A 24,463-nucleotide genomic window follows, 5' to 3' on the forward strand; every position below is an offset into this window, starting at 1 on the left:
AATAGACTGAAGTAATTAAAACGGTGGTGAGGGGTACTTCATTGGAAGAACGTTCGGCGTCGGCGCCAACGGCACAAGGAGACAAAAGTCCTGCCCCCGGCATGCAGACCGGGGTGGCCGCCTCCGCGCGCCCCGGGCCGCTCGTTCCGGTCGACAACTCCGGGTCCCGTCCCACATTCCCCGGCCGCAGGGAGCGCACCCGCTCCAGGCTCGCCCGGCTGACGGGGCGCAGCACGGCCACGTACTCACCCATTCTTGAACCACTGTTGAGGACCGTCCGGGCCAACAATCCCAAAGAGGACTTCGACCTTATCCAGCGGGCGTTCGACGTCGCTGAGCAGAGCCACCGCGGGCAGAAGCGCAAAAGCGGCGATCCTTACATCACGCATCCGGTGGCCGTGGCCACCATCCTCGCCGAACTGGGCCTGAGCGGCACAACGCTTGCCGCCGCCCTGCTCCATGACACGGTGGAGGACACCCCCTACACCCTCGCCGACCTCAAGCGGGACTTCGGGCCCGAAGTTGCCATGCTGGTGGACGGCGTGACCAAGCTGGACAAAGTCAGCTTCGGCGAGGCGGCGCAGTCCGAAACCGTCCGCAAGATGGTTGTGGCGATGGCCAAGGACATCCGCGTGCTGATGATCAAACTGGCCGACCGGCTGCACAACGCGCGGACCTGGCGCTTCGTGTCGGCCGAATCCTCAGCCCGCAAGGCCCGCGAAACCCTCGAAATTTTCGCCCCGCTGGCGCACCGGCTGGGCATGAACACCATTAAGTGGGAACTGGAGGATCTTTCCTTCGCTGCGCTGTATCCCAAGGTGTACGAAGAAATTGTCCGCATGGTGGGGGACCGGACCCCCGAGCGGGAGAAGAGCCTGAGCGTCATCCGGGACCAGATCACCGAAGACCTGCGCGCCGCGAAGATCAAGGCGACCATCACTGGCCGTCCGAAGCACTACTATTCCATCTACCAGAAGATGATCGTCCGCGATAAGGACTTCGACGACATCAACGACCTCATGGGTGTCCGGGTGCTGGTGGACTCGGTCAGGGACTGTTACGCCGCACTGGGCACCATGCATTCGCGCTGGAACCCGCTGCCCGGCAGGTTCAAGGACTACATCGCGATGCCCAAGTTCAACATGTACCAGTCGCTGCACACCACGGTGATCGGGCCCGGCGGCAAACCCGTGGAAATCCAGATCCGCACCCATGAAATGCACCGCCGGGCTGAATACGGCGTCGCTGCACACTGGAAGTACAAGGACCAGCCCAACCGCACGGCCGTCGGCCCGGGCAGCCCCCGCGACGGGGACATGGGCTGGCTGCGTTCCCTGGTGGACTGGCAGCAGGAAACCTCCGATCCCGGCGAGTTCCTTGATTCGCTCCGCTTCGAAATCAACGCCCGGGAGGTCTTTGTCTTCACCCCCAAGGGCGAGGTCATGGCACTGCCGGCGGGATCCACCCCCGTGGACTTTGCCTACGCCGTGCACACCGAGGTGGGCCACCGCACCATCGGCGCCAGGGTCAACGGCAAGCTGGTTCCGCTCAATAGTGAACTGAACCACGGTGACTGGGTGGAGATCTTCACCTCGAAGGCTGAGGGGGCAGGGCCGAGCCAGGACTGGCAGCACTTCGTCAAGAGCGCCAGGGCCCGGAACAAGATCCGCCAGTGGTTCAGCAAGGAACGCCGCGAAGAAGCCATTGATCGCGGCAAGGAACTGCTGACCCGTGCAATGCGGAAGCAGAACCTTCCCCTGCAGCGGCTCATGACCCACGAGGCCCTCGCAGCGGTGGCGGAGGAATTCAAGTACGTCGACATCTCCGGCCTGTACGCCGGCGTCGGTGACGGCCACACGTCCGCGCAGTCGGTCATGGAGAAGCTGGTCGAGAGCCTCGGCGGCAATGAAAGCACCGACGACGATATTGCCGAAGTCAGCATTCCCACCCAGGTCACCAAGGCCCGCTTCTCCGACTCGGGCGTGGTGGTCCGTGGCGTGGGCGACGTCTGGGTGAAGCTGGCCCGCTGCTGCACGCCGGTCCCGCCGGATCCCATCCTCGGTTTCGTCACCCGGGGCTCGGGAGTCTCCGTGCACAGGACCGACTGCACCAACATCTCCGACCTGAAGGACCAGCCGGACAGGATTGTTGACGTGGACTGGGCACCGACGCAGTCCAGCGTCTTCCTGGTGGAGATCCAGGTGGAGGCACTGGACCGCAAGTCCCTGCTGTCCGACGTCACCCGGGTCCTGTCCGAGAACCACGTGAACATCCTGGCAGCCAGTGTGCACACCTCCACGGACAGGGTGGCCATCTCAAAGTTTGCCTTCGAGATGGGGGACCCCAAGTACCTGAGCCACGTCCTCAGTGCAGTCCGCAGGATCGACGGGGTGTTTGACGTCTACCGGACCACCGGCAACAAGCGCCGGAGCTAGTGCAGCGAGTTTTTCCAGGGCAGCCTTTTTGTGGGGCACCCGCGGCGTGGCTTCTATTGCCAGGACCAGCAGGCGCAGGCGGACGTCGTTCTGGGGCCGCGCCAGCAGTCTTTCCAGGGTGGGGATGGCGCGCTCGGCGTCCACGTGCAGGGCGATGTCCAGGGCGGTCCGCAACGGGCTTGAGACCATCAGGCCACCGAGGCTGACAACATCGAACGGCCCGAGCCTTACCTCATGGAGGGTGCATCCCCTTGTGGTCCGGAGGCTGGAGACCCTCCGCGTCGCATCCACAAGGAGGGCCAGCCTGTCCGGCTCACTGGCACAGCCGTAGATCCAGGCGGCCGTCATCCGGCCGGCAACCACCCTTTGGCGGACCGAAGCGGGCACCGCCCCCGCCGCCGCCCGTGCCCGCAGCTGCGGAGAGGCCGGGAGCCCTGGCAGTGTATAGCCGCGGTGGTGGATCCTGTCCAGCAGCCCGTCCGCCGCGAGGGACTGCAGCTCGGGCCAGGCGAAGGGCATGTCCGGGGAATAGAGTTCGGGAAAGCGGGGCGCCAAAGCGTCTGCCGCAGCTGCATGATCGGGGCCCGGAGGAGCCGGTGGAATCACCATTCGTCCATCCTGCACCGGGAGCCGTTAACTGGCACAGGCCCGGTTCAGGTTATGTGGATAACCGGAACCGGGCCCGCTGGTCAGGGCAGGTGTATCAGGAAAGCTCGCTGGCCGAGCGCTGGATCTGGTCCAGCCATGCCTGGCGTGCTTCGAGGGCCTCCCGGGCCGTCTTGATCCTGCGCTGGTCGCCGCTCTTCTCCGCCTTGGCGAGATCATCCTGCAGGCCGGCGATCGCGGATTCCAGCTGGGAGAGGGCGCTGTTGGTCCGCGCCTTCCGCTCCGGGTTGGAGCGCTGCCACTGTTCGTCCTCGGCGCTGCGGACGGCGTCTTCGACCTTGCGCAGGCCAGCCTCGATGCGTCCCATGTCGGCCCGCGGAACCTTGCCCGCTTCTTCCCACCGGTCGCGGACGGACTGCAGTGCCTTCTTTGCCGCCGCGAGGTCCTTCACCGGAAGGATGGCGTTGGCCTCTGCCAGGAGCGCTTCCTTGACGGTGAGGTTGGCGGCGTATTCCTGGTCGATTTCGTCGTTGGCGGCCTGGCGGTTCGTGAAGAACACATCCTGCGCCGCACGGAAACGGGCCCACAGCGCGTCATCGTCCTTGCGGCTGGCGCGCGGTGACGCCTTCCACTGATCCATCAGCCTGCGGTACTCGCCGGCGGCGAAACCCCAGTCGGTGGAGCTGGACAGCGCTTCGGCTTCAGCGATCAGCTTTTCCTTGGCCGACTTGGCAGCGGAATTGTTGCTGTCCAGCTGGGAGAAGTAGGCGCGGCGGTGGCGGTCGAAAACCGTGCGGGCGGCGCGGAACCTCTTCCACAGGGCGTCCTCGTTGCTCCGGCCCAGGCGTACGCCGCTCTTCTGGGCTGTTTTCCAGCTCTCAAAGAGTTCGTTCATCCTGGCGCTGGAGGTCTTCCACTGAGTCTGTGCCGGGTCCTGGCCGGAGATCTGCTCGGCCTCCGCCACGATAGCCTCGCGGGCCGCCAGTTCAGAGGCGCGGACGGCGTCGTGCTCTGCCTTCTCGGCTTTCTCCAGCTCAACTACCTGTTCGGAGAGCTTGTCCAGCCGGGCCTCCGCAGAACGCAGGTCGCCCACCATGTTGCGCTCCGCAAGCTGCTCCCGCAGGTGCGTCACGGTCTTCTGCATATCAGTGCTGGGCGCCTTTGAGCTGACGCGCTGTTCGAGCAGCACAATCTGGGCCACGACGTCGTCGTATTTCCGTGCGAAGTACGCGAGGGCTTCGTCGTCGCTCACGCCCGGGTACTGCCCGACGGCGTGCTCGCTGCCGTCAATGGTCAGGAAGACGTACCCGTCGCCTTCAACCCGACCCCACTTCGAGGCTTCCGCAAGGGAGGTGGTTGGGGCTGCCGTTACTGCTGCTGCGGCCGGGGCCGCGGCAGCAGGCTTGGGGCGGGAAGCGAACGCGGCCGGAGACGGCGCTACTGACCTTGGAGATGGCGCAGGTGCAGGTGCAGGTGCGGGTGCAGCGTCAGCCGGCGTTTCGGCCGCTGGAGCCTCGCCGGCGGCTGGTTCTTCTGCAGCGGCCCCGGTTTCGGTTGCCTCCGCAGCGGGGGTGCCGGCCGCTTCGGTGGCCTCACCGCCGGCTGCGGGTGCCGCCGCTTCGGCCAGGTCTGTTGCTGTTTCGTCGGATTTCTGACTGTCTGTCACCGCTAAAAGTCTTTCGCTTGGAGGGAAATACGCACGTACTGCACCGCGGCCGCGCCGGCCGGGCTTCCTACTTCAGAGAAAACGAGTCTATCGTGACTGGTTCAACGGGCGCGCCGTCTGTGACACTGCTGCCCGGGGTGACCCCTGCAGCGGCCACTTTCGACACCAGGTCCAGCCCCGACGTCACCTTTCCGACCACCGTGTAGCCTCCGGCGCTGTCTGCCGGGATCACGGTGTCCTTGTAGACGATGAAGAACTGGGTGCCGTTCCCGTAGGCGTTGTTGCCCGTCCGGGCTACAGCGATGGTTCCCGCCGGATAGCTGTTGTCCGCCGGCGTGTTTTCGAGCGGCCCCCACGTGTAATTCGGGTCTCCCTGCCCGTCGCCCGTGGCCGAGCCGCATTGCAGGACGCCGAATGCCTCACCGGTGGTCAACCGGTGGCAGTTCTTTCCGTTGTAGAAGCCCTCATCGCTGAGGGACTTGAAGACCGCGGCGGCCTGCGGCGCGCTGGTCCCATCCAGCTCCACACCGAGCGGGCTGCCGTTGAGGACGAGTTCGCCCGTGAAGGTCTTGCCGGCGGCGATGCCGGCCGCAGGAATGTTGGGACCGTTCGTTGCCTGGGCCGACGGCGTCGCCGAAGGGCTGGCGGTGGCGGGCGGGCTGGACAACCCGGCTTGCGCCGCAGCGAATTCATCCTCGGTCGGGTTGCCGGCGAAGGCAGTGAGCTGGAGTACGACGGCGAGGGCCACTGCGGTTGCCCCGGCACCGGCGGCGATCAGGTTGTCACGCTTGCGCCGGCCCTCCTGGTCCCGCCGCAGGGCACGCTTGGCTTCCATCTGCTGAATGCGCCGTTTGGTTTCGCGGGCACTGCGTGAACTGGCCGCCAAGGGTCCTCCTTATAGTCGGGCTGCTGCAGGCGCGGCTTTGGGGCCGCGTCAGCAGTTGTTGGCGGCCAAGCCCTGCCGCTCCGCTGCATTAGAGATGCCGGCGGATGACGCATAAACTGACTGCCGCACATAGTTTATGCATGACTGGCTGGACTGCCGCCGTCGCAAGCCCGTTTCGGGCCGATTGCCACGCAGGTTCCGGCAACCGTTCACCAAGAGGAGAAACTCCACCATGGCACGCACCGCCTCCCTGTCCGGATTCCCCGAGTGGCTTCCCGAGGAGCGGCTGGTGGAGCTCCATGTGCTGGATACGCTGCGCCGCGTTTTTGAACTGCACGGGTTTTCCTCCATTGAGACCCGCGCTGTGGAGACGGTGGGCCAGTTGCTGCGCAAGGGCGAAATCGACAAGGAAGTCTACGGGCTCAGCCGGCTGCAGGATGATGAGGGCGCCAGCCCCGTTAAGGAGGGCAAGGCCGATCCGCACGCACTTGCCCTGCACTTCGACCTCACCGTTCCGTTTGCCCGCTACGTCGTAGAAAACGCCGGCTACCTGGCGTTCCCCTTCCGGCGGTACCAGATCCAGAAGGTCTGGCGCGGCGAGCGTCCCCAGGAGGGACGCGCCCGCGAATTCACCCAGGCGGACATTGACGTGGTGGGTGACGGCGACCTGCCGTTCCGCTACGACGTAGAGATCGCGCTGGTGATCGCCGAGGCGCTCAGCGCCCTCCCCATCCCTGACTTCCGGCTGCGCATCAACAACAGGAAGCTTGCCGAAGGCTTTTACCGTGGAATCGGGCTGGATGACACCGCAGGGGTGCTGCGGAGTATCGACAAACTCGAAAAGATCGGTGCGGCGAAGGTTGCCGAACTGCTGAAGACGGAACTGGGCGCCACCGACGAGCAGGCCCGGAAGGCCCTGCAGTTGGCTGGAATCCGCACCGAGGACACCTCGTTCGTGGCACAGGTCCAGGCCTTGGGGGTCAGCAATGAACTCCTCGACGAAGGGCTGAGCGAGCTCGAACAGGTGATCGAGGCGGCTGTCCAGCGTGCCCCCGGCAAGGTGGTGGCTGACCTCAGCATTGCCCGCGGCCTCGACTATTACACCGGAACAGTGGTGGAAACCGTCCTGGTGGGCCACGAACAGCTCGGTTCCATCTGCTCCGGCGGCCGGTATGACGCGTTGGCGTCGAAGGGAAACCGGAAGTTCCCGGGCGTGGGTCTTTCGATCGGCGTCACCCGGCTGGTGTCCCGCATTTTGAGCCAGGACCTGGCGAGGGCGTCACGGTCGGTTCCCACCGCGGTGCTGGTGGCCCTCACCCACGATGACAGCTGGGATGCCGCCCAGGACGTGGCCGCCCAGCTGCGCAGCCGGGGCATTCCTACCGAAGTGGCAGCGAAAGCGGAAAAGTTCGGCAAGCAGATCAAGTTCGCCGACCGCCGCGGCATCCCCTTTGTGTGGTTCACGGACGACGACGGAACGCACCAGGTCAAGGACATCCGCACCGGCGAACAGGTGGTGGCAGCCCCGGAGACCTGGACGCCGCCGTCGGAAGACCTGGCAGTACAGGTGTTGACGGCGGCAGAGGCCGCCGCGTCCGTTTAGCGGCGCAGCCGAAGCATCAGCCACCGCCCCGCCACGCCGGCGGCCAGGACCCCGGCCATGGTCAGTACCGGGATCGGCGGCAGGGTGAAGGCCAGCAACAGGCAGGCCACGAAGCCGACGGCGTTGAGCCACTTGGGCGCATATGCCGGGTGCGTCGGCAACGTGTACGCTGATGCGTTCGCCACAGCGTAGTAGATCAGTACGCCAAAGCTGGAGAAGCCCACCACCGTCATAACGTCCGTGGTGGCAAGCAGCAGGATGACGACGGCGGCCACGGCGAGTTCTGCGGCGTACGGCACGGTGTGCTTTCCCCCGACCCGCGCAAGAAGTACAGGCAGGTCGCGTTCCCTGGCCATGGCGAGGGTGGTGCGACCGACGCCGGTGATGAGTGCCAGGAGCGCGCCCAGGCAGGCCGCCGCGGCTCCTGCCTGGACGGCGGGAGCCCCCGCCGCCAGCCCGGACTGCAGCACGGCGTCGAGCAGCGGCGTCCTGGTGGCAGCGAGCTGCCCGCCGGGAAGGTGGTTCAGCAGGAGCAGCGACAGGGTGAGGTAGATGGCGAAGGCACCCGCAAGGGCCGCAAGGATGGCACGCGGTATGGCGCGGGCAGGATCCTTGACCTCCTCGCCGAGGGTGGCAATCCGGGCGTAGCCGGCAAAGGCGAAAAACATCAGGCCTGCCGCGGGCAACACGCCCCCCGGGGAGGCCATGTCCGCGGATCCGGCAGGTCCCGCATCGGGGTGCGGCCCGACCGCTGCGGCAACAGCCACGAAGCTGAGGGTGGCCAGGACGACGCACAGCAGGACCCTGGTGAGCAGCGCCGTCCGCGTGATGCCCAGCAGGTTCACGCCGGTCAGGGCCACCACGGCAGCCACGGCCACCGGCACGGCGTACTGCGGCGAGATGTAGCTGCCGAATGTCAGGGCCATGGCAGCGCAGGACGCCGTCTTGCCGGTCACAAAGCCCCAGCCGGCAAGGAATCCCGGCCACTTACCCAGCTGTTCGCGCCCATAGACGTACGTCCCCCCGCTGGTGGGGTACTTCGCGGCAAGGGCGGCTGAAGCCACGGCGTTGCAGTAGGCCACCGCCCCGGCGATGACCACCGACAGGGCCAGCAGCTGGCCGGCCAGCGCCGCCGCGGGGGCGAACACCACGAACACCCCTGCTCCCAGCATTGAGCCCAGCCCGATGGCGGTGGCGTCGAACGTGCCGAGCCTGCGTTGAAGTTGCTGGTGTGCGCTCATGCGGTGACAGTCCCTTGGCAGCGGGTAAACTCGAACGGAATCGTTCCTGCAACGATCCTATTGAACTTCCCGATCGACTTCCCGCTGTAACCCCGCAGAAAGGCGTGCTGTGCTGCGCACACATGACCTCGGATCCCTTCGTTCCGAGCACATTGGACAAACCGTAACCCTGGCTGGCTGGGTGGGCCGCCGTCGTGATCACGGTGGTGTGGCCTTCGTGGACCTGCGCGATGCTTCCGGCGTGGCCCAGGTTGTGGTCCGCGAGGAAGAAGTCTTCCACGGCCTGCGCAACGAGTATGTCCTGCAGGTCACCGGCACTGTCTCCAAGCGGCCCGAGGGCAACGAGAACCCTGCCCTGGCCACCGGCGGGATCGAGGTCATGGCGGACAAGGTGGTTATCCTCAACACCTCCGAGCCGCTCCCGTTCCAGATCGACGAGCATGTTGAAGTGGGCGAGGAAGCACGCCTGAAGCACCGTTACCTGGACCTGCGCCGGCCCGGTCCCGCCCGAAACCTCCGGCTGCGTTCCGAGGCAAACCGTGTGGCCCGCGACTTGCTGCACAAGGACGGCTTCGTGGAGGTTGAAACCCCCACCCTCACCCGGTCCACGCCCGAAGGCGCCCGCGACTTCGTGGTCCCGGCCCGCCTGGCACCGGGTTCCTGGTATGCCCTTCCGCAGTCCCCGCAGTTGTTCAAGCAGCTCCTGCAGGTGGGCGGCTTTGAGAAGTATTACCAGATTGCCCGCTGCTACCGCGATGAGGACTTCCGCGCCGACCGGCAGCCGGAGTTCACCCAGCTGGACATCGAAGCAAGCTTCGTGGACCAGGACGACATCATTGCCCTCGGCGAAAACATCCTCAAGGCCCTGTGGAAGCTGATCGACGTCGAGATCCCCACTCCCATCCAGCGGATCACCTACGCCGACGCCATGGCCCGGTACGGCTCGGATAAGCCCGACCTCCGTTTCGGCGTGGAGCTCACCGAACTGACCGGGTTCTTCAAGGACACCAACTTCGGTGTGTTCAAGGCGCCTTACGTCGGTGCCGTGGTGATGCCCGGCGGCGCCTCCCAGCCGCGCCGGACCTTGGATGGCTGGCAGGAATTCGCCAAGCAGCGCGGCCACAAGGGACTTGCCTATGTCCTGTTCAAGGAAGATGGCGAACTTGCCGGTCCGGTGGCCAAGAACCTGACCGACACGGAGCGCGCAGGCCTGGCAGACGCGGTCGGCGCCAAGCCCGGTGACTGCATCTTCTTCGCTGCCGGCGAGAAGCCTGCGGCACGGGCACTGCTCGGCGCTGCCCGGGTGGAAATCGGACATCGCACCGGCCTGATCGATCCCGCCGCCTGGGCCTTCTGCTGGGTGGTCGACGCGCCGATGTTCGAACCTGCGGCCGCGGCCGTTGCTTCAGGTGACGTGGCGGTGGGTGCAGGCAAGTGGACCGCCGTCCACCACGCCTTCACCTCGCCCAAGCCCGAGTTCCTGGAGACCTTTGACAAGGACCCGGAATCAGCGCTGTCGTACGCCTACGACATTGTCTGTAACGGCCACGAAATCGGCGGCGGATCCATCCGTATCCACGAGCGCGACGTCCAGGAACGGGTGTTCGAACTGATGGGCCTCGACCGGGAAGATGCCCAGACCAAGTTTGGGTTCCTGCTGGAGGGCTTCAAGTACGGTGCCCCTCCGCACGGCGGCATCGCCTTTGGCTGGGACCGCGTGGTGGCACTGCTGGCTGGGGTTGAGTCCATCCGCGACGTTATTGCCTTCCCCAAGACCGGCAACGGGTACGATCCCCTGACCGCCGCCCCCGCCCCGATCACGCCCCAGCAGCGCAAGGAAGCCGGTGTCGACTTCAAGCCGGAGTCCAAGCCGGCAGAGGGCAAGTAGGGCATTACCCCGTTTGGCCTGAAGGCCCTCCCGGATGGGAGGGCCTTCAGGCTTATCCGCAGACAGGAACCCCAGTGGTCCACAGCCTCCCGGGTCACCAGACCGGCGCCTTCGAGATACTCATGGATGCCGCCTGGCCTGCCGTTGAGCGCCGGGACACGGGGGAGTGGGTGCTCCGTGCTGCGGCCGGGGTCACGCAGAGGGCGAACTCGGTGTGGCCCCGGAACACTGCCGGGGAGCCCCTGGCAGCATTGCGCGAGGCGATGCAGTGGTACCGGGAGCGGCGGTTGCCGCTCATTTTTCAGATGACGGACACTCCCGCCAACGACGGGCTGAACCAGGTCCTGGACGCCCAAGGCTTCACCCGGCAGTCGGAAACGCTGATCATGTCCCGGCCTTCGGGGAACGGCTTCCCAGGTTCCGGAAGCGGACGGGTGGAGGTTCAGGACGCGCCGGACGAGGAGTGGCTGCACCTCTGGTGGAGCGTGGACGGCCGAGGCGGAGAGGGGGAGCGTGACACGGCGCGCGCCATCCTGACCGGATGCCCGTCGCTGTATGCCCTCGTAAGGGGCGACGACGGTGTCCCCGCCGCGGTAGGGCGCCTCGCCATGGTGCACGGCACGGGAGGAATCTATTGCATGGCCACATCCGCGTCGGGCCGCCGCCGGGGATATGCGACGGCGGTGCTCCAGGCCCTCCTTGCTGAGGGAGGCGCGCACGGAGTGGACAGGTTCTGGCTGCTGGTTACAGCCGCGAACCAAGCTGCCCGGCAGTTGTACAGCAAGGCGGGTTTTACGGAGTCGGGACGGTACATTTACCGCCAGCAGCGGCCGCGCAGGGCTCTCACGGGCTGTTAACTAGGACGGGTCTGAGACCTGGATCCGCACCGCACACGCATCGGCGGCGGTTTTCCTCAGCACCGAGGCCTTGGGATCCGGGACGTCGAGACAGGCCAGCCGGGGCAAGGCGGTATAGCCCTTCAGGGCCGGGTGCTCGAGGACAAGGCCGGCCAGGGTCCTGTCGCCCCCGGGAACCACGTATTCAAAAGATGCACTGCTGAACACGCGGCCGGCATGTTCGGCGACTGCCCCCACCAGAGCGTCTGCCTGGTTGCTCCGCCGGCGTGCGAAGCGCTGCTGCGACTGGCCGCCCGCGGCGGTCCGGGACTGCACATAGGTGGAGCCCACCTTGGAGGCCAGGACCACGCCCTCACTTACTACCGCTACGCCGTATCCTCCGCGCCGGACCAGCAGGAGGCCGAGCCTGCGCGGCTGGGACGCGAGGGACGCGAGCCGTTCAAGGGCATCCGCCCCACGGCCCGGCCTTCCGTCAACCGGCCACGGCGGCTGCAGCAATGCTTCGGTGCCGTCCGCGGCAATCAGCCGCAGTCCGTCGTCGTCATCCGTCATCCGGTACCCGCCGTGCGCAGCACCGAACCGCCCTGCCCATCCGGCCAGCCGGGCGCCGGGGACGAAAGCGGTCCGTACGGACGGCGGCCTGGCTCCGCCGGTGGCATGCACGGACATGGGTCAACCCTTCGCTGACGCGCGTGGCTTCCGGCGAAACCGGAAGGTGAACTGGAAGTAGCCTATCTATGTGGAAGATCTCTTCGGGCACGGGCCCGGCAATGATGACGACGACGGCGACAGTGCTGCACCTGCCGCCGGGCGGCCTGCCGGGGGAGGAGGCAGCGCTTCCCCCCGCGGCCCGCTCGCCGTCCGGATGCGTCCCCGCACCCTCGATGAGGTGGTGGGCCAGCAACACCTGCTGGGTCAGGGGTCACCCTTGCGCCAGCTCGCTGCCGGGGCGGGAGCGGACACAACCGGCCCGGCAGGACCCACGTCGCTCATCCTCTGGGGTCCTCCCGGGACCGGCAAGACCACCCTGGCGCACGTGATCGCCAGGGGACCGGGCCGGAAGTTCGTGGAACTCTCTGCCATCACTGCCGGCGTCAAGGACGTGCGGCGGGTGATGGACGACGCCCTCACCGCGAGGGACCTCTACAAGACCACCACCGTCCTGTTCCTCGACGAGATCCACCGCTTCAACAAAGCGCAGCAGGATGCCCTGCTGCCCGGCGTCGAAAACCGGTGGGTGGTCCTGGTGGCTGCCACCACCGAGAACCCCTCGTTTTCGGTCGTCTCGCCGCTTTTGTCCCGTTCCCTGCTGCTGACCCTCAAACCACTGACCGATGCGGACATCGAGGGACTGATCCAGCGCGCCGTTGCAGATCCTCGCGGCCTGAACGGGAAAGTGGACCTCAATGAGGAAGCACTGGACCACCTCGTAAGGCTTTCCGGGGGTGATGCCCGCCGTGCCTTGACGGCCCTGGAAGCGGCAGCCGGGGTTGCGTTCGGGGATGCGGACGATGCAGGGGAAGGGCCTGTCGTCGTCGAACTCAAGCACACCGAGCGTGCCCTCGATGTTGCCGCCGTCCGTTACGACCGTGCCGGGGACCAGCACTACGACGTCATCAGTGCCTTCATCAAATCGATCCGCGGGTCTGACGTGGACGCAGCCCTCCACTACCTGGCGCGGATGCTGGAAGCGGGGGAGGACCCCCGCTTCGTGGCCCGAAGGATCGTGATCTCTGCGGCCGAGGACGTGGGGATGGCCGATCCCACTGCGCTGCAGACGGCAGTGGCAGCGGCCCAGGCCGTGCAGCTGATCGGGATGCCGGAGGGCCGCATCATCCTTGCCGAGGCCGTGGTGCACCTGGCCACCGCCCCGAAGTCCAACGCCGCCTACATGGGCATCAACAAGGCCATCGCCGACGTCCGGGCAGGCCTGGGGAACGGCATCCCCGCGCACCTGCGGGACGCGCACTATCCGGGTTCCAAACAGCTGGGCCACGGCGTGGGGTACAAATACGCCCACGATGCGCCGCACGGAGTAGCCGCCCAGCAGTATCCCCCGGACGACCTCGTGGGGAGGGACTACTACCAGCCCACGGCCAACGGCGCGGAGCGGGACATTGCGGTGCGCCTGGAGCGGCTGCGGAAGATTGTCCGGGGCAAGTAGCCGCCGTGGTAGGATAGATGTTTGTCTGGCAAGGCACGGACGCACAATCTCCCCAATTTACGTTGAGAAGGTTATGCCCTGTGCCCAGTAGCAAAAGGCAGCGGTTGGCCGATGCTCTCCATCGTGGAGGCCAGTAACACTGACACACCGCAGATATTGGAAGGACACAAGTGGCTAACAACACTCGTGCTCGCCGTCAGGCCCGCCTCTCGCGGTCCCTCGGCATCGCTCTGACCCCCAAGGCCGCCAAGTACATGGAGCGCCGCCCGTACGGCCCCGGTGAGCATGGCCGTGCCCGCAAGAAGCAGGACTCCGACTACGCCGTACGCCTCCGCGAAAAGCAGCGCCTGCGCGCCCAGTACGGCATCCGCGAAGCACAGATGACCCGTGCCTTCGAAGAGGCCCGCCGCACCAAGGGCCTGACCGGTGAAAACCTCATCGAACTGCTCGAAATGCGCCTTGACGCCCTGGTCCTGCGTGCCGGTTTCGCCCGCACCATCGCCCAGGCCCGCCAGCTGGTTGTGCACCGCCACATCATGGTTGACGGCGTCCGCGTTGACCGTCCGTCGTTCCGCGTCGGCGAGGGCCAGCTGGTCCACGTCCACAGCCGCAGCGAAACCATGGTCCCGCTCCAGGTTGCAGCAGCCGGCGCCCACCGCGACGTCCTGCCCGCCGTTCCGGCCTACCTGGACGTCAAGCTGGAGGCCCTGCAGGCACGCCTGGTCCGCCGCCCCAAGCGCTCCGAGGTCCCCGTGACCTGCGAAGAGCAGCTCGTCGTCGAATTCTACGCACGCTAAATTCCGGCAGCGTATCCAAAGAAGCCCGTGGCAAGCGCCGCGGGCTTCTTTGTATGTAAGGTACTTGGGGGACATCTGCGGAAACGCGTTTTGCTGACGCATCCGCTGATGACACGAACCACAGAATTTCGAGGAGATGAAACGTCTATGTCTGGTGGCGATATTGCCGGCCTGATCGCTGCCGGGGTGTTTGCGCTCCTGGTGCTGCTGCTCGCGGTGCCCATCGTGAAGCTGGGCAAGGTGTTTGACGAGGTGCGCACGGCCATCCGGTCCCTGAGCGACGGCGCCACGCCCCTGATGGACGAGGTCACGGCCACCGTGTCCACCACCAACCAGCAGCTGAAGAAAGTGGACGGTATCTCGTCCAACGTTTCGGACGCCTCGGCCAACCTGTCGGCGCTGTCCTCGCTGGTGGCCGCCACAGTCGGATCCCCGCTCATCAAGGTGGCCGCCTTCAGCTACGGTGTCCGCACCGCGTTTGCCAACCGCAAGAAACCCGCTGCCGGCCGCCGCAGCCGCTGAATTCCGGAGAACATAAAATGAAACGACTTGTCTGGATGGGAATCGGCGTGGCGATCGGAGTGATCGCCTTCCGCAAGGTGACCGAAGCGCAGGCCGGCATGCAGTCCGCGCTTGGCCCGGAGGGCCTCAACCGCGCGGTGAACCGGCTCGCTGACGGCGTCTACGACTTCGCCGATGCCGTCCGCGCAGGGATGCGTGAGCGCGAGACCGATCTGCGGGCCGCCCTCGGCGTCGAATCGGAAGACCTGGTCCGCCGCTGACCAGGCCCCGCAGGCCGGCACCACGCCGGCCCGCACCCGCCGACCGCACGATGCGGCGGCACCAAACGTTATAACAACACCGGCGGGAACCGTACAGCTACGGGAACCGCACGCGAAAGAACCTCCGCGCCGGTCAGTGCGCGGAGCAAGAAGGGTACGTAACAGCTCATGAAGTCGCAGGAGATCACAAAGCGCTGGGTGGACTTTTTTGTCAGCAAGGGCCACACCGCGGTTCCCTCCGCATCGTTGGTTTCCAGCGACCCCTCGCTGCTGTTCACGGTTGCCGGCATGGTGCCGTTCATTCCCTACCTGACGGCCAGGGAGGAACCACCCTACTCACGTGCCGTCAGCGTGCAGAAATGCATCCGCACCGGCGATATCGAGGAAGTGGGCAAGACTGCCCGCCACGGAACCTTCTTCCAAATGTGCGGCAACTTCTCCTTCGGAGATTACTTCAAGGAAGACGCCATCAAATTCGCCTGGGAACTGCTCACCACGAGCGTTGACGACGGCGGCTACGGGCTTGCGCCGGAACGCCTCTGGGTGACCGTCTACGAAGAGGACGACGAAGCCAGGGAACTGTGGCTGAAGAACACCGGCGTCCCCGCGGAGCGCATCCAGAAAATGGGCAAGGCGGACAACTACTGGCACACCGGGCAGCCCGGCCCTGCCGGCCCCTGCTCCGAAATCTACTATGACCGCGGCCCCGCATACGGCGTCGAGGGCGGCCCGCTGGCGGACGAAACCCGCTACATCGAGATCTGGAACCTCGTGTTCATGCAGTACCAGATCGAAAACGTGCGTTCGAAGGAAGACTTCGACGTCGTGGGCGAGCTGCCCAAGCGCAACATCGACACCGGCCTGGGCATGGAGCGCCTGGCCATGATCCTGCAGGGCGTCGAGAACATGTACGAGACGGACCAGGTCCGCCCCGTCATCGACAAAGCCGCCGAACTCTCCGGCAGGGAGTACACCTCCGCCGAGTCCGACGACGACCCGCACCACACGGACGACGTGCGCATGCGCGTGGTCGCCGACCACGTCCGCTCGGCGCTGATGCTCATCTCCGACGGCGTGACCCCCTCCAACGAGGGCCGCGGCTACGTCCTGCGCCGGCTCATCCGCCGTGCCGTCCGCTCCATGCGCCTCCTCGGCGTGGAACAGGCATGCCTGCCTGAGCTCCTGCCGGCCTCCCGCGACGCCATGAAGGGCGTCTACCCCGTGGTTGACACCGACTTCGCCCGGATCAGCCGCATCGCCTACGCGGAGGAGAAGGCCTTCCTGCGCACCATCGCTTCCGGCACTGCCCGGCTTGAGGACGCCGTCAAGGTGTCCAAAGCGGCCAACAAGCCGCTGTCCGGCGAGGACGCCTTCACCCTGCACGACACCTACGGGTTCCCCATCGACCTGACCCTGGAAATGGCCGAAGAAGCCGGGCTCAAGGTGGATGAGGCAGCGTTCCGCAGCCTCATGCAGGAACAGCGCCAGCGCGCCCAGGCGGATGCCAAGGGCAAGAAGGGCGGCCACGCCGACCTCAGCGCCTTCCAGGACATCCTGGCCCAGGGCGAGACGGTCTTCACCGGCTACACGGAGCTCGACGGCGAATCCCGGGTCCGCGGCATCCTCACGGGCGGCCGCCCGGTCCAGCAGGCCTCCACGGGCGACGAGATCGAGCTGGTGCTCTCCGAGACCCCGTTCTACGCGGAAGCAGGCGGCCAGGCCGCAGACACGGGCCTCATCACCGGTGACGGATTCGTCGTCGAGGTCCTTGACGTGCAGCGGCCCCTGAAGGGCCTGAGCGTGCACAAGGCGATCGTGCGCGAAGGCGAAATCGGGTCCGACTCGCTGGTCCGCGCCGCCGTCGACCGTGAACGCCGGCACGCCGCCGAACAGGCCCACACCGGCACGCACATCGTGCACGCGGCGCTCCACCAGATCCTCGGCCCCGAAGCCACGCAGCGCGGTTCTTACAACAAGGCCGGCTACCTGCGCTTCGACTTCGCCTGGGGCGAAGGCCTGAGCACGGCCACCCGGTCCGAGATCGAGGAAGTCTCCAACCTGGCCATCCGGAACAATTTCCGGGTGGAGACCAAGGTGATGGGACTGGCGGAGGCCAAGGCCCTGGGCGCCATGGCACTGTTCGGTGAAAACTATGGCAGCGAAGTACGCGTGGTGGAGATCGACGGCGCCTGGTCCCGCGAGCTGTGCGGCGGCACCCACGTGCCCAACACTTCCCTGATCGGCAGCCTTTCGCTGCTGGGCGAGCAGTCCGTGGGGTCGGGAAACCGCCGCGTGGAGGCCTTCGTGGGCATGGATGCGTTCCGCCACCTGGCCGCCGAACGCGCCCTGGTGACCGAGCTGACCGAGCTCCTCAAAGTGCCCTCGGGCCAGCTGGCCGACCGGATTTCCGCCACCCTCGCCAAGCTCAAGGCCACGGAGAAGGAGCTGGACCGCCTCCGCAAGGAGCAGTTGGCCGCCTCGGCCGCACAGCTGGTCAGCAGCGCCAAGGACGCGGCCGGCGTGAGCGTCATCGCCCATGATGCCGGCCAGGTCAGTGGCGCGGACGATCTTCGCGGCCTGGCGCTGGACCTGCGCAACCGTCTCGGCTCGGCAGCGGCGACTGTGGCCGTTGCCGGCGTTGCGAACGACCGTCCCATGATCCTGGTGGCCACCAATGAAGCCGCCAGGGAGGCCGGGGTCAAGGCCGGCGCGCTTGTCCGCCTCGCCGCGGGTGTCCTCGGCGGCGGAGGCGGCGGCAAGGACGACGTCGCCCAGGGCGGCGGCACCGACGCCGGCAAGGTCGGCCCGGCACTGGCGGCGGTTGTTGACGCCATTACGCGGCGCTAACCACCCATGACCAGTCCTGCAGCTGCCGGTGCCTACCCCCACGGCATCAAACTGGGGGTGGACGTCGGCACGGTCCGGGTGGGGGTTGCCATCTGCGACCGCGACTCGATCCTGGCAACGCCCTACAAAACGCTGGACCGCAACGCCAGGAAAAACTCCGACGTCAGGGTCATCGCAAACCTGGTCGAGGAGCTCGGCGCCGTGCAGGTGATCGTGGGGCTGCCCCGCACCCTCAAGGGTGAGGAAAGGGCGTCCGCCAAGATGGCCGTGGACTACGCCCGGCTGCTTGCCGGCGAACTGGCTGCCCGTGCTGTGGACGTCCCGGTTAACCTTGTGGACGAACGGTTGAGCAGCGTGACCGCGCACCGCAACCTGCATGAAGCTGGCATGAGCAGCAGGAATCACCGTAAAGTAGTTGATCAGGTCGCGGCGGCGGGTATCCTTCAGCACGCCATCGACATGCAGAAAGCCAGGGGAGCGGACGTCGGCTCACGCGTGACGCCGCCGCCCCCTTCCGTGGACCTGGGAGGCAGCGGGCAGAATGACACTGTGCGCGCCGCCCCCGGCGAAACGGCCCAATCTTCAGATAATGGAAGGCAACAGTGAGCCCTGCCAACATTGACGACGCTTCCAGCCCACTGGACGCCGGAGCAGCACGACCGCTGACCCGCAAGGAACTCCGTGCAAGGGAAAAAACCTTCAACACCGGAGGCCAGGACGCGGTGCCCGAGCAGGCCTACGAGACCGGCCACGACATTCCGCCGCAGCCTTCGGAACCTCCCGTGGCACCCGAGCCGCACCCCCTGCCTAAGGACGAAGCATTGCGGAACGAAGCTGGACCCCAGGAAGCGGCACCGCAGGAAACACCGGTAGAACAGCCCGTTCCTGCTGCTCCCCTCACTCCGCCGTCCATCCAGGACATCCCCCGGGAAGAGGCACATCACAACGAAGACTTCCGTGGGGACGCCAACTATGAAGAAGCCGGCCTGCATGACGGGCTTCATGCCCACGAGGCACCCGTTTTTTCAGGAGCGCCCGCCTTCGGAGCCCACCAGCACGGAACTGGAACGCATTACGACGACGAGCCGCACTTCCCGGACGGGGCCGCCTACCCTGCAGCGCACCACGCGGATCACTATCACGATGGCCACTACGACCAGGAGCACTACGGTGACGCCCACTACGCCGAGGGGCACGACGACGGCGCGCACCATCACGAATTCCTTCCCGCCCCGTCGACGGCAGCGGTAGTGGCCAAACCGTCCAAGAAGGTGCGCCGCCGCAGGCGGATGCTGGCACTGTTCCTTACCCTTGCTGTCTTCGTCACGGCCGTGGCAGTCGGCGCGCAGTTCCTGAAGCCGTTGCTTGGCAACGACAAGCCCGCCGACTTCCCGGGCCCGGGGACGGGCGAAGTCGTGGTGACCGTCGAGAACGGCGAAGGCACCCGGTCCGTCGCTGCGAAGCTGGAAAACGAACGCGTGGTGGCGAATGCGGACACCTTCCTCCAGAGCTTCAGCGCATCCGGGGGAACACTGGCTCCGGGGGACTACACGTTCAAGAACGAGATGAAGAATTCCGACGCCGTAAACGTCCTGCTGGGCAAGGACCAAACCAAGGTCATCTACTTCGCCCTCAGTGCCGGCCTGCGCGTGGGCGAGTCCCTGCAGGCGATCTCGCAAGGTTCCGGAATATCCATCCAGGACCTGCAGGCGCTCAGCAACCAGCCGGCCCAGTTCGGGCTGCCGGCCACCGCAAAAAACCTTGAGGGCTACCTGGCTCCGGGTGAACACCGTTTCCCCCTTGGTACCCCGGCAAAGGACATCCTCCAGGCCCTGGTCAAGATCACAACCGACGAACTTGTGTCGCAGGGCATCACGGACCCGGCCAAGCAGTACGAGGCCGTGATCGTGGCCAGCATTGTCCAGGCCGAAGGCGGCCAGGCGGAGTACGGGGACGTGGCAGGTGCCATCTACAACCGGCTCAAGCCCAACGACCAGACCGGAGGTTTCCTGCAGGTGGACTCGGCGGTGACGTACGGCCTGGGCACCAAGAGCTACAACTTCACGGACGAACAGCGCCAGGACAAGTCCAACCCGTACAACACCTATGCGAATCCCGGACTGCCCCCGGGACCCATCGGCTCTCCGGGAAAGACGGCCATTGATGCTGCCGCCAGGCCGAAGACGAACGACTACCTGTACTGGGTCACCATCAACCTGGACACCAAAGAGACCAAGTTCTCCAGGACGCTGGCCGAGCACAACGGGTACGTCGAGCAGTACAACGCCTGGTGCGCGGCGAACGCCGGACGCTGCACATGAGCCTTCGGGCTGCCGTCCTGGGCCACCCGATCAGCCACTCGAAGTCGCCGGCACTGCATCTTGCTGCCTACGGCCGGCTGGGCGTCGGCATCAGCTACACGGCGATTGACGTCACCGAGCAGTTGCTGCCGACGCTGATGCGGCAGATCCGCGACCAGCCGGGCTGGCGCGGCCTGTCCGTCACGATGCCCTTGAAGACGGCGATGCTCGGGCAGGTGGATGAGGTCCGCGGCGTTGCCGGGATCCTGGGTGTGGTCAACACGGTGTCCTTCGAGGACCACGACGGCGGCCGGAAGATCGTTGGATCGAACACCGATGTTGCCGGGATCGTCAACGCCCTGCGGCATGCCGGGACGGGGCCAGCCCCCGCCGCCGTCATCCTCGGCGGCGGGGGAACAGCGGCCTCTGCCATCGCGGCGCTGAAGGAGCTTGGGACCGGCCACGTCCAGGTTTTCGTCCGGGACACCTCCAGGACCGGGGAGGTCCGCTCCGCCGCCGCAAGCCTGGGCATGGACCTGGACATCCGCCGCCTGGCTGACGCGGTGCACCCAACGGCTGCCGCCGACGTCGTCATCTCCACCCTGCCACCGCGGGCCGCGGACGGGCTGGCGGCCGAAATAGCTGAGTTGAAAACCGCCACTACCGGCGTGCTGCTGGATGTTGCCTACGATCCCTGGCCCAGCCTGGTCGCCTCGGTGTGGCAGGCAGGCGGCGGCACCGTGGTGCCCGGCCTGGAGATGCTGCTGTACCAGGCAGTGGAACAGGTACGCCTTTTTACCCGTCGCGGCGATGACGTCAATGCCGCCGTCATAGATGTGATGTGCGCCTCAGTCGGCCTTCCCCGACGCGCTTTGTAACCGCCCCCCGTGGCAGGATGGAAGATATGTTGCGTTGGTTGACTGCCGGTGAATCCCATGGTCCGGCTCTGATGGGAATTATTGAAGGCGTCCCCGCCGGTGTGGAAATCACCAGCGGGCACATCGCAGACTCCTTGGCACGCCGCCGGCTGGGCTATGGCCGTGGCGCGCGCATGAAGTTCGAGCAGGACGTCGTCACCATCCTCGGCGGCGTCCGCCACGGCCTCACCCAGGGCGGCCCGGTGGCCATCCAGGTGGGCAATACAGAGTGGCCCAAGTGGGAACAGATCATGTCGGCGGATCCTGTGGATCCGGACCTGCTCGCGGACCAGGCACGCAACGCGCCGCTGACCCGCCCCCGGCCCGGCCACGCCGATTTCACCGGGATGCAGAAGTACGGCTTCGCTGAGGCACGTCCTGTCCTGGAGCGGGCAAGCGCGCGCGAGACCGCCACCCGCGTTGCCATGGGCACCGTTGCGGCACAATTCCTCAAGCACCTCGGCATCGAGCTGGTCAGCCACACAGTCAGCATTGCCACTGTCGCAGTCCCGGAAGGACGTCCCCTTCCGGTGCCCGCGGATGTCATTGCGCTGGACGCCGACCCGCTCCGCTGCTTCGACCGCGAAACCTCCGATGCGATGGTCGCCGAGGTGGACGCCGCCCACAAGGAAGGCGAAACCCTGGGCGGCGTGGTGGAAGTCCTCGCCTACGGACTCCCGCCAGGACTGGGCAGCTACGTGCACTGGGACCGGCGCCTGGATTCCCGCCTTGCCGCCGCACTGATGGGCATCCAGGCCATCAAGGGCGTGGAGGTCGGCGACGGCTTCCTGACGGCTGCGCGCCGCGGCTCCGCCGCCCATGACGAAATCGTCCGGGATGCTGACGGCCGCATTGTCCGCACCAGCAACCGTGCCGGCGGCATCGAGGGCGGCATGAGCATCGGAGACGTCCTGCGCGTCCGGGCCGCCATGAAGCCCATCGCCACGGTGCCGCGCGCCCTCAAGACCATCGACGTCAGCACCGGGGAGCCTGCAAAGGCGCACCACCAGCGTTCGGACGTCTGTGCGGTTCCGGCTGCCGGTGTGGTGGCAGAGGCAATGGTGGCGCTGGTCCTCGCCGAGGCCGTCACCGAAAAGTTCGGCGGCGACTCCGTCGCGGAGACCGCACGCAACATCAAGGGTTACCTGGACAACATTCCGGCGTCCCTGGACTCGATCGGCCAGTAAGTGCCCCACCGCAGCAAAACCGGACCCTCAGGCCGGCCCATTGTCCTGATCGGGCCCATGGCGGTGGGCAAGTCGGCCATCGGGCAGCAGCTTGCCTATCAGCTCGGCGTCCCGTTCGTGGACACCGACGCCGTGATCGTGGCCGGCCATGGATCGATTTCGGATATATTTGCCGGGCGCGGTGAACATGCGTTCCGTGAGATCGAAGCACGGACGGTAGCCGACGTCGTCGAAGCGGCGGACCAGACCGTCGCGGTGATCTCCCTCGGCGGCGGCGCGGTACTGGACTCCGGCACTCAGCAGCTGATCAGCCGCTGTACCGTGGTGTACCTCGAGTGCGACGCGCAAACAGTGGCCGGCCGCATCGCCCGGAACTCCGGGCGCCCGCTGCTGGCCGGGGACGCGATGGGCCGCTGGACCGCAATGTTCGCCACCCGCAAGCCAGTCTATGAGCGGCTGGCTGACCTCACCCTGGACGTGCGCCACGGCTCGGTTTCCGAGCTGGGCGCGCGGCTCGAAGCAGCACTGCGGGACTACGCAGCTGCCAAACAGGAAGTTGAAAAGTGACCACCGAATCAACAGTCATCAGTGTCACAGGCAGTTCCGCCGCCGAGAATTACGACGTCGTCGTGGGGCGGGGGCTGCTGGGTGACCTTCCGGGGCTGCTGGGGGAGCGGGTACGGCGCGTGCTGGTCATCCATCCGCGCGCCTTGCGGCTTACCGGCGACACCGTCCGCGACGAGCTGGCCGCCGCCGGTTTCACCTCCCTGACCGCGGAAATCCCGGACGCCGAAGAAGGCAAGCACATCCAGGTGGCCGCCTTCTGCTGGCAGGTCCTGGGGCAGAACGACTTCACCCGGTCCGACGCCATCGTTGCCGTCGGCGGAGGCGCGGTCACGGATGTCGCCGGCTTCGTTGCAGCCACCTGGCTGCGCGGCGTCAAGGTCATCCACATGCCCACCAGCCTGCTCGCCATGGTGGACGCCTCCGTGGGCGGGAAGACGGGGATCAACACCGCCGAAGGCAAGAACCTGGTGGGCGCGTTCCATCCTCCCGCGGGCGTGCTGGCCGATCTCGACACCCTCAACACGCTGCCCCGCAACGAGATGGTTTCCGGCATGGCGGAGGTCATCAAGTGCGGTTTCATCGCCGATCCCGCCATCCTCGACCTCGTGGAAAAGGACCCGGCCGCTGTGGTGGATCCGCAGTCTGACGTCCTCCGGGAGTTGATCGAGCGGGCCATCGCCGTTAAGGCCAAGGTGGTTTCCGAGGACCTCAAGGAATCCGGTTTGCGGGAAATCCTGAACTACGGGCACACCCTCGGGCATGCCATCGAACTCGTCGAACGCTACTCGTGGCGTCACGGCGCCGCTGTCTCGGTTGGCATGATGTTCGCTGCCGAGCTCGCCCGCAGCGTGGGCCGCCTCAGCGATGCCGACGCCGACCGGCACCGGACCGTCCTTGAGAGCCTCGGCCTCCCGGTTACTTACCGGCGGGACCGTTGGCAAGCCCTCCTTGACGGAATGCGGCGCGACAAGAAGTCACGCGGTGACCTGCTGCGCTTTGTTGTTTTGGACGGCGTGGCAAAGCCCGGAATCCTTGACGTCCCGGACACCTCCCTGCTGTTCGCCGCATATCAGGAAATTGCTTCCTGATGCAGGGGGACATGCAAGGAACAGCAGACTGGCCCGATGCCGGTTTTCCGGGTATCCGGATCAACCCGGAATCGCTGCTGCCGGAGATTGTGAACGAGGACGCCTGCCGGGAGGCGTTGGCGGTATCCAGCGATCCGGCAGACCATATTTTCGTTCTCCTGGTGGAGGGGCACGCCTCCGAAGCCGCCGAACTGCTGGCCGAAGCCCGGTTCAAGGACCCCGAATCCTTCCGGCTGCGGACCTTCGAGGCTGAGGTGCTGCGGGTTTCAAACCGCCTTGACCGTGCCGTGGAGCTGTTCCGCCAGCTCCTGGCCGAAGTGCAGGGGACGCCGCGGGAGGCCCTCGTGTGGCAGTTCCTGGGAAAGACCCAGTACAGTGCCGGCCAGATGTCAGCAGCTGTTGAATCGTTCGCGCGCGCACTCGACCTGCGCGTGGCGCAGTCCGCCGATGCGGCCCAGATCTACTCGTCCACCGTGGCGTTGCAGCGTGCCCGGGATGTCCTGGACCTGGCCTGCTGATACCGGCAGCGGATCGGTGCAGCTGCCCTCCGGCAGCCGCCTGAAGCCGCAGCCGGGAAGCGCACCGGATTAACCCGGTAGAATGGTTCTTGAATTTTTAACCACCCGATTTTT

Annotated in this window: 21 protein-coding genes; 16 read left to right on the forward strand and 5 right to left on the reverse strand. The window is 66.3% G+C overall.

Annotation, left to right across the window (positions count from 1 at the left end; all coding sequences use genetic code 11):
• Nucleotides 1–41 precede the first annotated feature (41 nt).
• Nucleotides 42–2,435 (forward strand): bifunctional (p)ppGpp synthetase/guanosine-3',5'-bis(diphosphate) 3'-pyrophosphohydrolase, encoded by a 2,394-nt coding sequence (locus GK109_RS19185; protein WP_157242061.1) that lies wholly within the window; start codon nucleotides 42–44, stop codon nucleotides 2,433–2,435.
• Here GK109_RS19185 and GK109_RS19190 read toward each other — a convergent pair.
• The 3 genes from GK109_RS19190 to GK109_RS19200 all read right to left on the reverse strand — a co-directional run bounded on the left by GK109_RS19190 (nucleotide 2,316) and on the right by GK109_RS19200 (nucleotide 5,593).
• On the reverse strand, nucleotides 2,316–3,044 hold the full coding sequence (locus tag GK109_RS19190; protein ID WP_231754895.1) for a type IV toxin-antitoxin system AbiEi family antitoxin: 729 nt from the start codon (nucleotides 3,042–3,044) through the stop codon (nucleotides 2,316–2,318). The two genes, GK109_RS19185 and GK109_RS19190, sit on opposite strands and share 120 nt — an antisense overlap.
• 94 nt (nucleotides 3,045–3,138) lie before the next feature.
• Nucleotides 3,139–4,707: a DUF349 domain-containing protein gene (locus GK109_RS19195; RefSeq protein ID WP_323057103.1), complete on the reverse strand. Its 1,569-nt coding sequence runs from the start codon at nucleotides 4,705–4,707 to the stop codon at nucleotides 3,139–3,141.
• Nucleotides 4,708–4,774: 67 nt separating this feature from the next.
• Complete coding sequence (locus tag GK109_RS19200) at nucleotides 4,775–5,593, reverse strand: peptidylprolyl isomerase (RefSeq protein ID WP_157242062.1); 819 nt, start codon at nucleotides 5,591–5,593, stop codon at nucleotides 4,775–4,777.
• A 232-nt stretch (nucleotides 5,594–5,825) separates the two neighbouring features.
• Here GK109_RS19200 and hisS point away from each other — a divergent pair, with 232 nt between their 5' ends.
• A complete protein-coding gene (hisS, locus tag GK109_RS19205; protein ID WP_157242063.1) occupies nucleotides 5,826–7,196 on the forward strand; it encodes a histidine--tRNA ligase in 1,371 nt (456 codons plus the stop codon).
• Here the strand turns inward: hisS and GK109_RS19210 are convergent.
• Complete coding sequence (locus tag GK109_RS19210; RefSeq protein WP_157242064.1) at nucleotides 7,193–8,437, reverse strand: APC family permease; 1,245 nt, start codon at nucleotides 8,435–8,437, stop codon at nucleotides 7,193–7,195. The genes hisS and GK109_RS19210 overlap by 4 nt on opposite strands.
• A 109-nt stretch (nucleotides 8,438–8,546) precedes the next feature.
• Here GK109_RS19210 and aspS point away from each other — a divergent pair, with 109 nt between their 5' ends.
• A complete protein-coding gene (aspS, locus tag GK109_RS19215) occupies nucleotides 8,547–10,325 on the forward strand; it encodes an aspartate--tRNA ligase (protein ID WP_321213631.1) in 1,779 nt (592 codons plus the stop codon).
• Between the two features lie 122 nt (nucleotides 10,326–10,447).
• Nucleotides 10,448–11,182 (forward strand): GNAT family N-acetyltransferase, encoded by a 735-nt coding sequence (locus GK109_RS19220; protein WP_157243157.1) that lies wholly within the window; start codon nucleotides 10,448–10,450, stop codon nucleotides 11,180–11,182.
• On the opposite strand, the gene GK109_RS19225 is transcribed toward GK109_RS19220, so the two are convergent.
• Complete coding sequence (locus GK109_RS19225; protein WP_157242065.1) at nucleotides 11,183–11,851, reverse strand: acVLRF1 family peptidyl-tRNA hydrolase; 669 nt, start codon at nucleotides 11,849–11,851, stop codon at nucleotides 11,183–11,185.
• A 70-nt stretch (nucleotides 11,852–11,921) separates the two neighbouring features.
• On the opposite strand from GK109_RS19225, the gene GK109_RS19230 reads away from it, so the two are divergent.
• The 12 genes from GK109_RS19230 to GK109_RS19285 all read left to right on the forward strand — a co-directional run bounded on the left by GK109_RS19230 (nucleotide 11,922) and on the right by GK109_RS19285 (nucleotide 24,349).
• Nucleotides 11,922–13,346 carry a replication-associated recombination protein A gene (locus GK109_RS19230; RefSeq protein WP_323057104.1) on the forward strand — a complete coding sequence of 475 codons (1,425 nt, stop codon included), beginning with the start codon at nucleotides 11,922–11,924 and terminating at the stop codon, nucleotides 13,344–13,346.
• Nucleotides 13,347–13,516: 170 nt separating this feature from the next.
• Nucleotides 13,517–14,143: a 30S ribosomal protein S4 gene (gene rpsD, locus GK109_RS19235; RefSeq protein ID WP_066276228.1), complete on the forward strand. Its 627-nt coding sequence runs from the start codon at nucleotides 13,517–13,519 to the stop codon at nucleotides 14,141–14,143.
• Between the two features lie 147 nt (nucleotides 14,144–14,290).
• Entirely contained in the window at nucleotides 14,291–14,665 is a 375-nt protein-coding gene (locus GK109_RS19240) for a DUF948 domain-containing protein (RefSeq protein ID WP_157242066.1), read from the forward strand.
• Nucleotides 14,666–14,682: 17 nt separating this feature from the next.
• Nucleotides 14,683–14,925, forward strand: coding sequence for a hypothetical protein (locus GK109_RS19245; protein WP_231754896.1), 243 nt, complete (start codon nucleotides 14,683–14,685; stop codon nucleotides 14,923–14,925).
• Between the two features lie 168 nt (nucleotides 14,926–15,093).
• Nucleotides 15,094–17,772: an alanine--tRNA ligase gene (alaS, locus tag GK109_RS19250; RefSeq protein ID WP_157242067.1), complete on the forward strand. Its 2,679-nt coding sequence runs from the start codon at nucleotides 15,094–15,096 to the stop codon at nucleotides 17,770–17,772.
• A gap of 6 nt (nucleotides 17,773–17,778) precedes the next feature.
• Nucleotides 17,779–18,378 carry a Holliday junction resolvase RuvX gene (gene ruvX / locus GK109_RS19255; protein ID WP_157242068.1) on the forward strand — a complete coding sequence of 200 codons (600 nt, stop codon included), beginning with the start codon at nucleotides 17,779–17,781 and terminating at the stop codon, nucleotides 18,376–18,378.
• Nucleotides 18,375–20,093 carry an endolytic transglycosylase MltG gene (gene mltG, locus GK109_RS19260; protein ID WP_370460705.1) on the forward strand — a complete coding sequence of 573 codons (1,719 nt, stop codon included), beginning with the start codon at nucleotides 18,375–18,377 and terminating at the stop codon, nucleotides 20,091–20,093. Before ruvX ends, mltG begins: the two co-directional genes overlap by 4 nt.
• Nucleotides 20,090–20,950, forward strand: a complete 861-nt coding sequence (locus tag GK109_RS19265) for a shikimate dehydrogenase (RefSeq protein ID WP_157242069.1) — start codon at nucleotides 20,090–20,092, stop codon at nucleotides 20,948–20,950. Before mltG ends, GK109_RS19265 begins: the two co-directional genes overlap by 4 nt.
• Nucleotides 20,951–20,976: 26 nt before the next feature.
• Nucleotides 20,977–22,176, forward strand: coding sequence for a chorismate synthase (gene aroC / locus GK109_RS19270; protein WP_157242070.1), 1,200 nt, complete (start codon nucleotides 20,977–20,979; stop codon nucleotides 22,174–22,176).
• Nucleotides 22,177–22,743 carry a shikimate kinase gene (locus GK109_RS19275; RefSeq protein WP_370460706.1) on the forward strand — a complete coding sequence of 189 codons (567 nt, stop codon included), beginning with the start codon at nucleotides 22,177–22,179 and terminating at the stop codon, nucleotides 22,741–22,743.
• Nucleotides 22,740–23,831: a 3-dehydroquinate synthase gene (gene aroB, locus GK109_RS19280; RefSeq protein WP_370460707.1), complete on the forward strand. Its 1,092-nt coding sequence runs from the start codon at nucleotides 22,740–22,742 to the stop codon at nucleotides 23,829–23,831. Before GK109_RS19275 ends, aroB begins: the two co-directional genes overlap by 4 nt.
• Nucleotides 23,831–24,349 (forward strand): tetratricopeptide repeat protein, encoded by a 519-nt coding sequence (locus GK109_RS19285; RefSeq protein WP_157242071.1) that lies wholly within the window; start codon nucleotides 23,831–23,833, stop codon nucleotides 24,347–24,349. Before aroB ends, GK109_RS19285 begins: the two co-directional genes overlap by 1 nt.
• The last annotated feature ends 114 nt before the right edge of the window (nucleotides 24,350–24,463 follow it).

The sequence above is a fragment of the Pseudarthrobacter sp. GA104 genome (assembly GCF_009741265.1).
Lineage (GTDB): Bacteria > Actinomycetota > Actinomycetes > Actinomycetales > Micrococcaceae > Arthrobacter.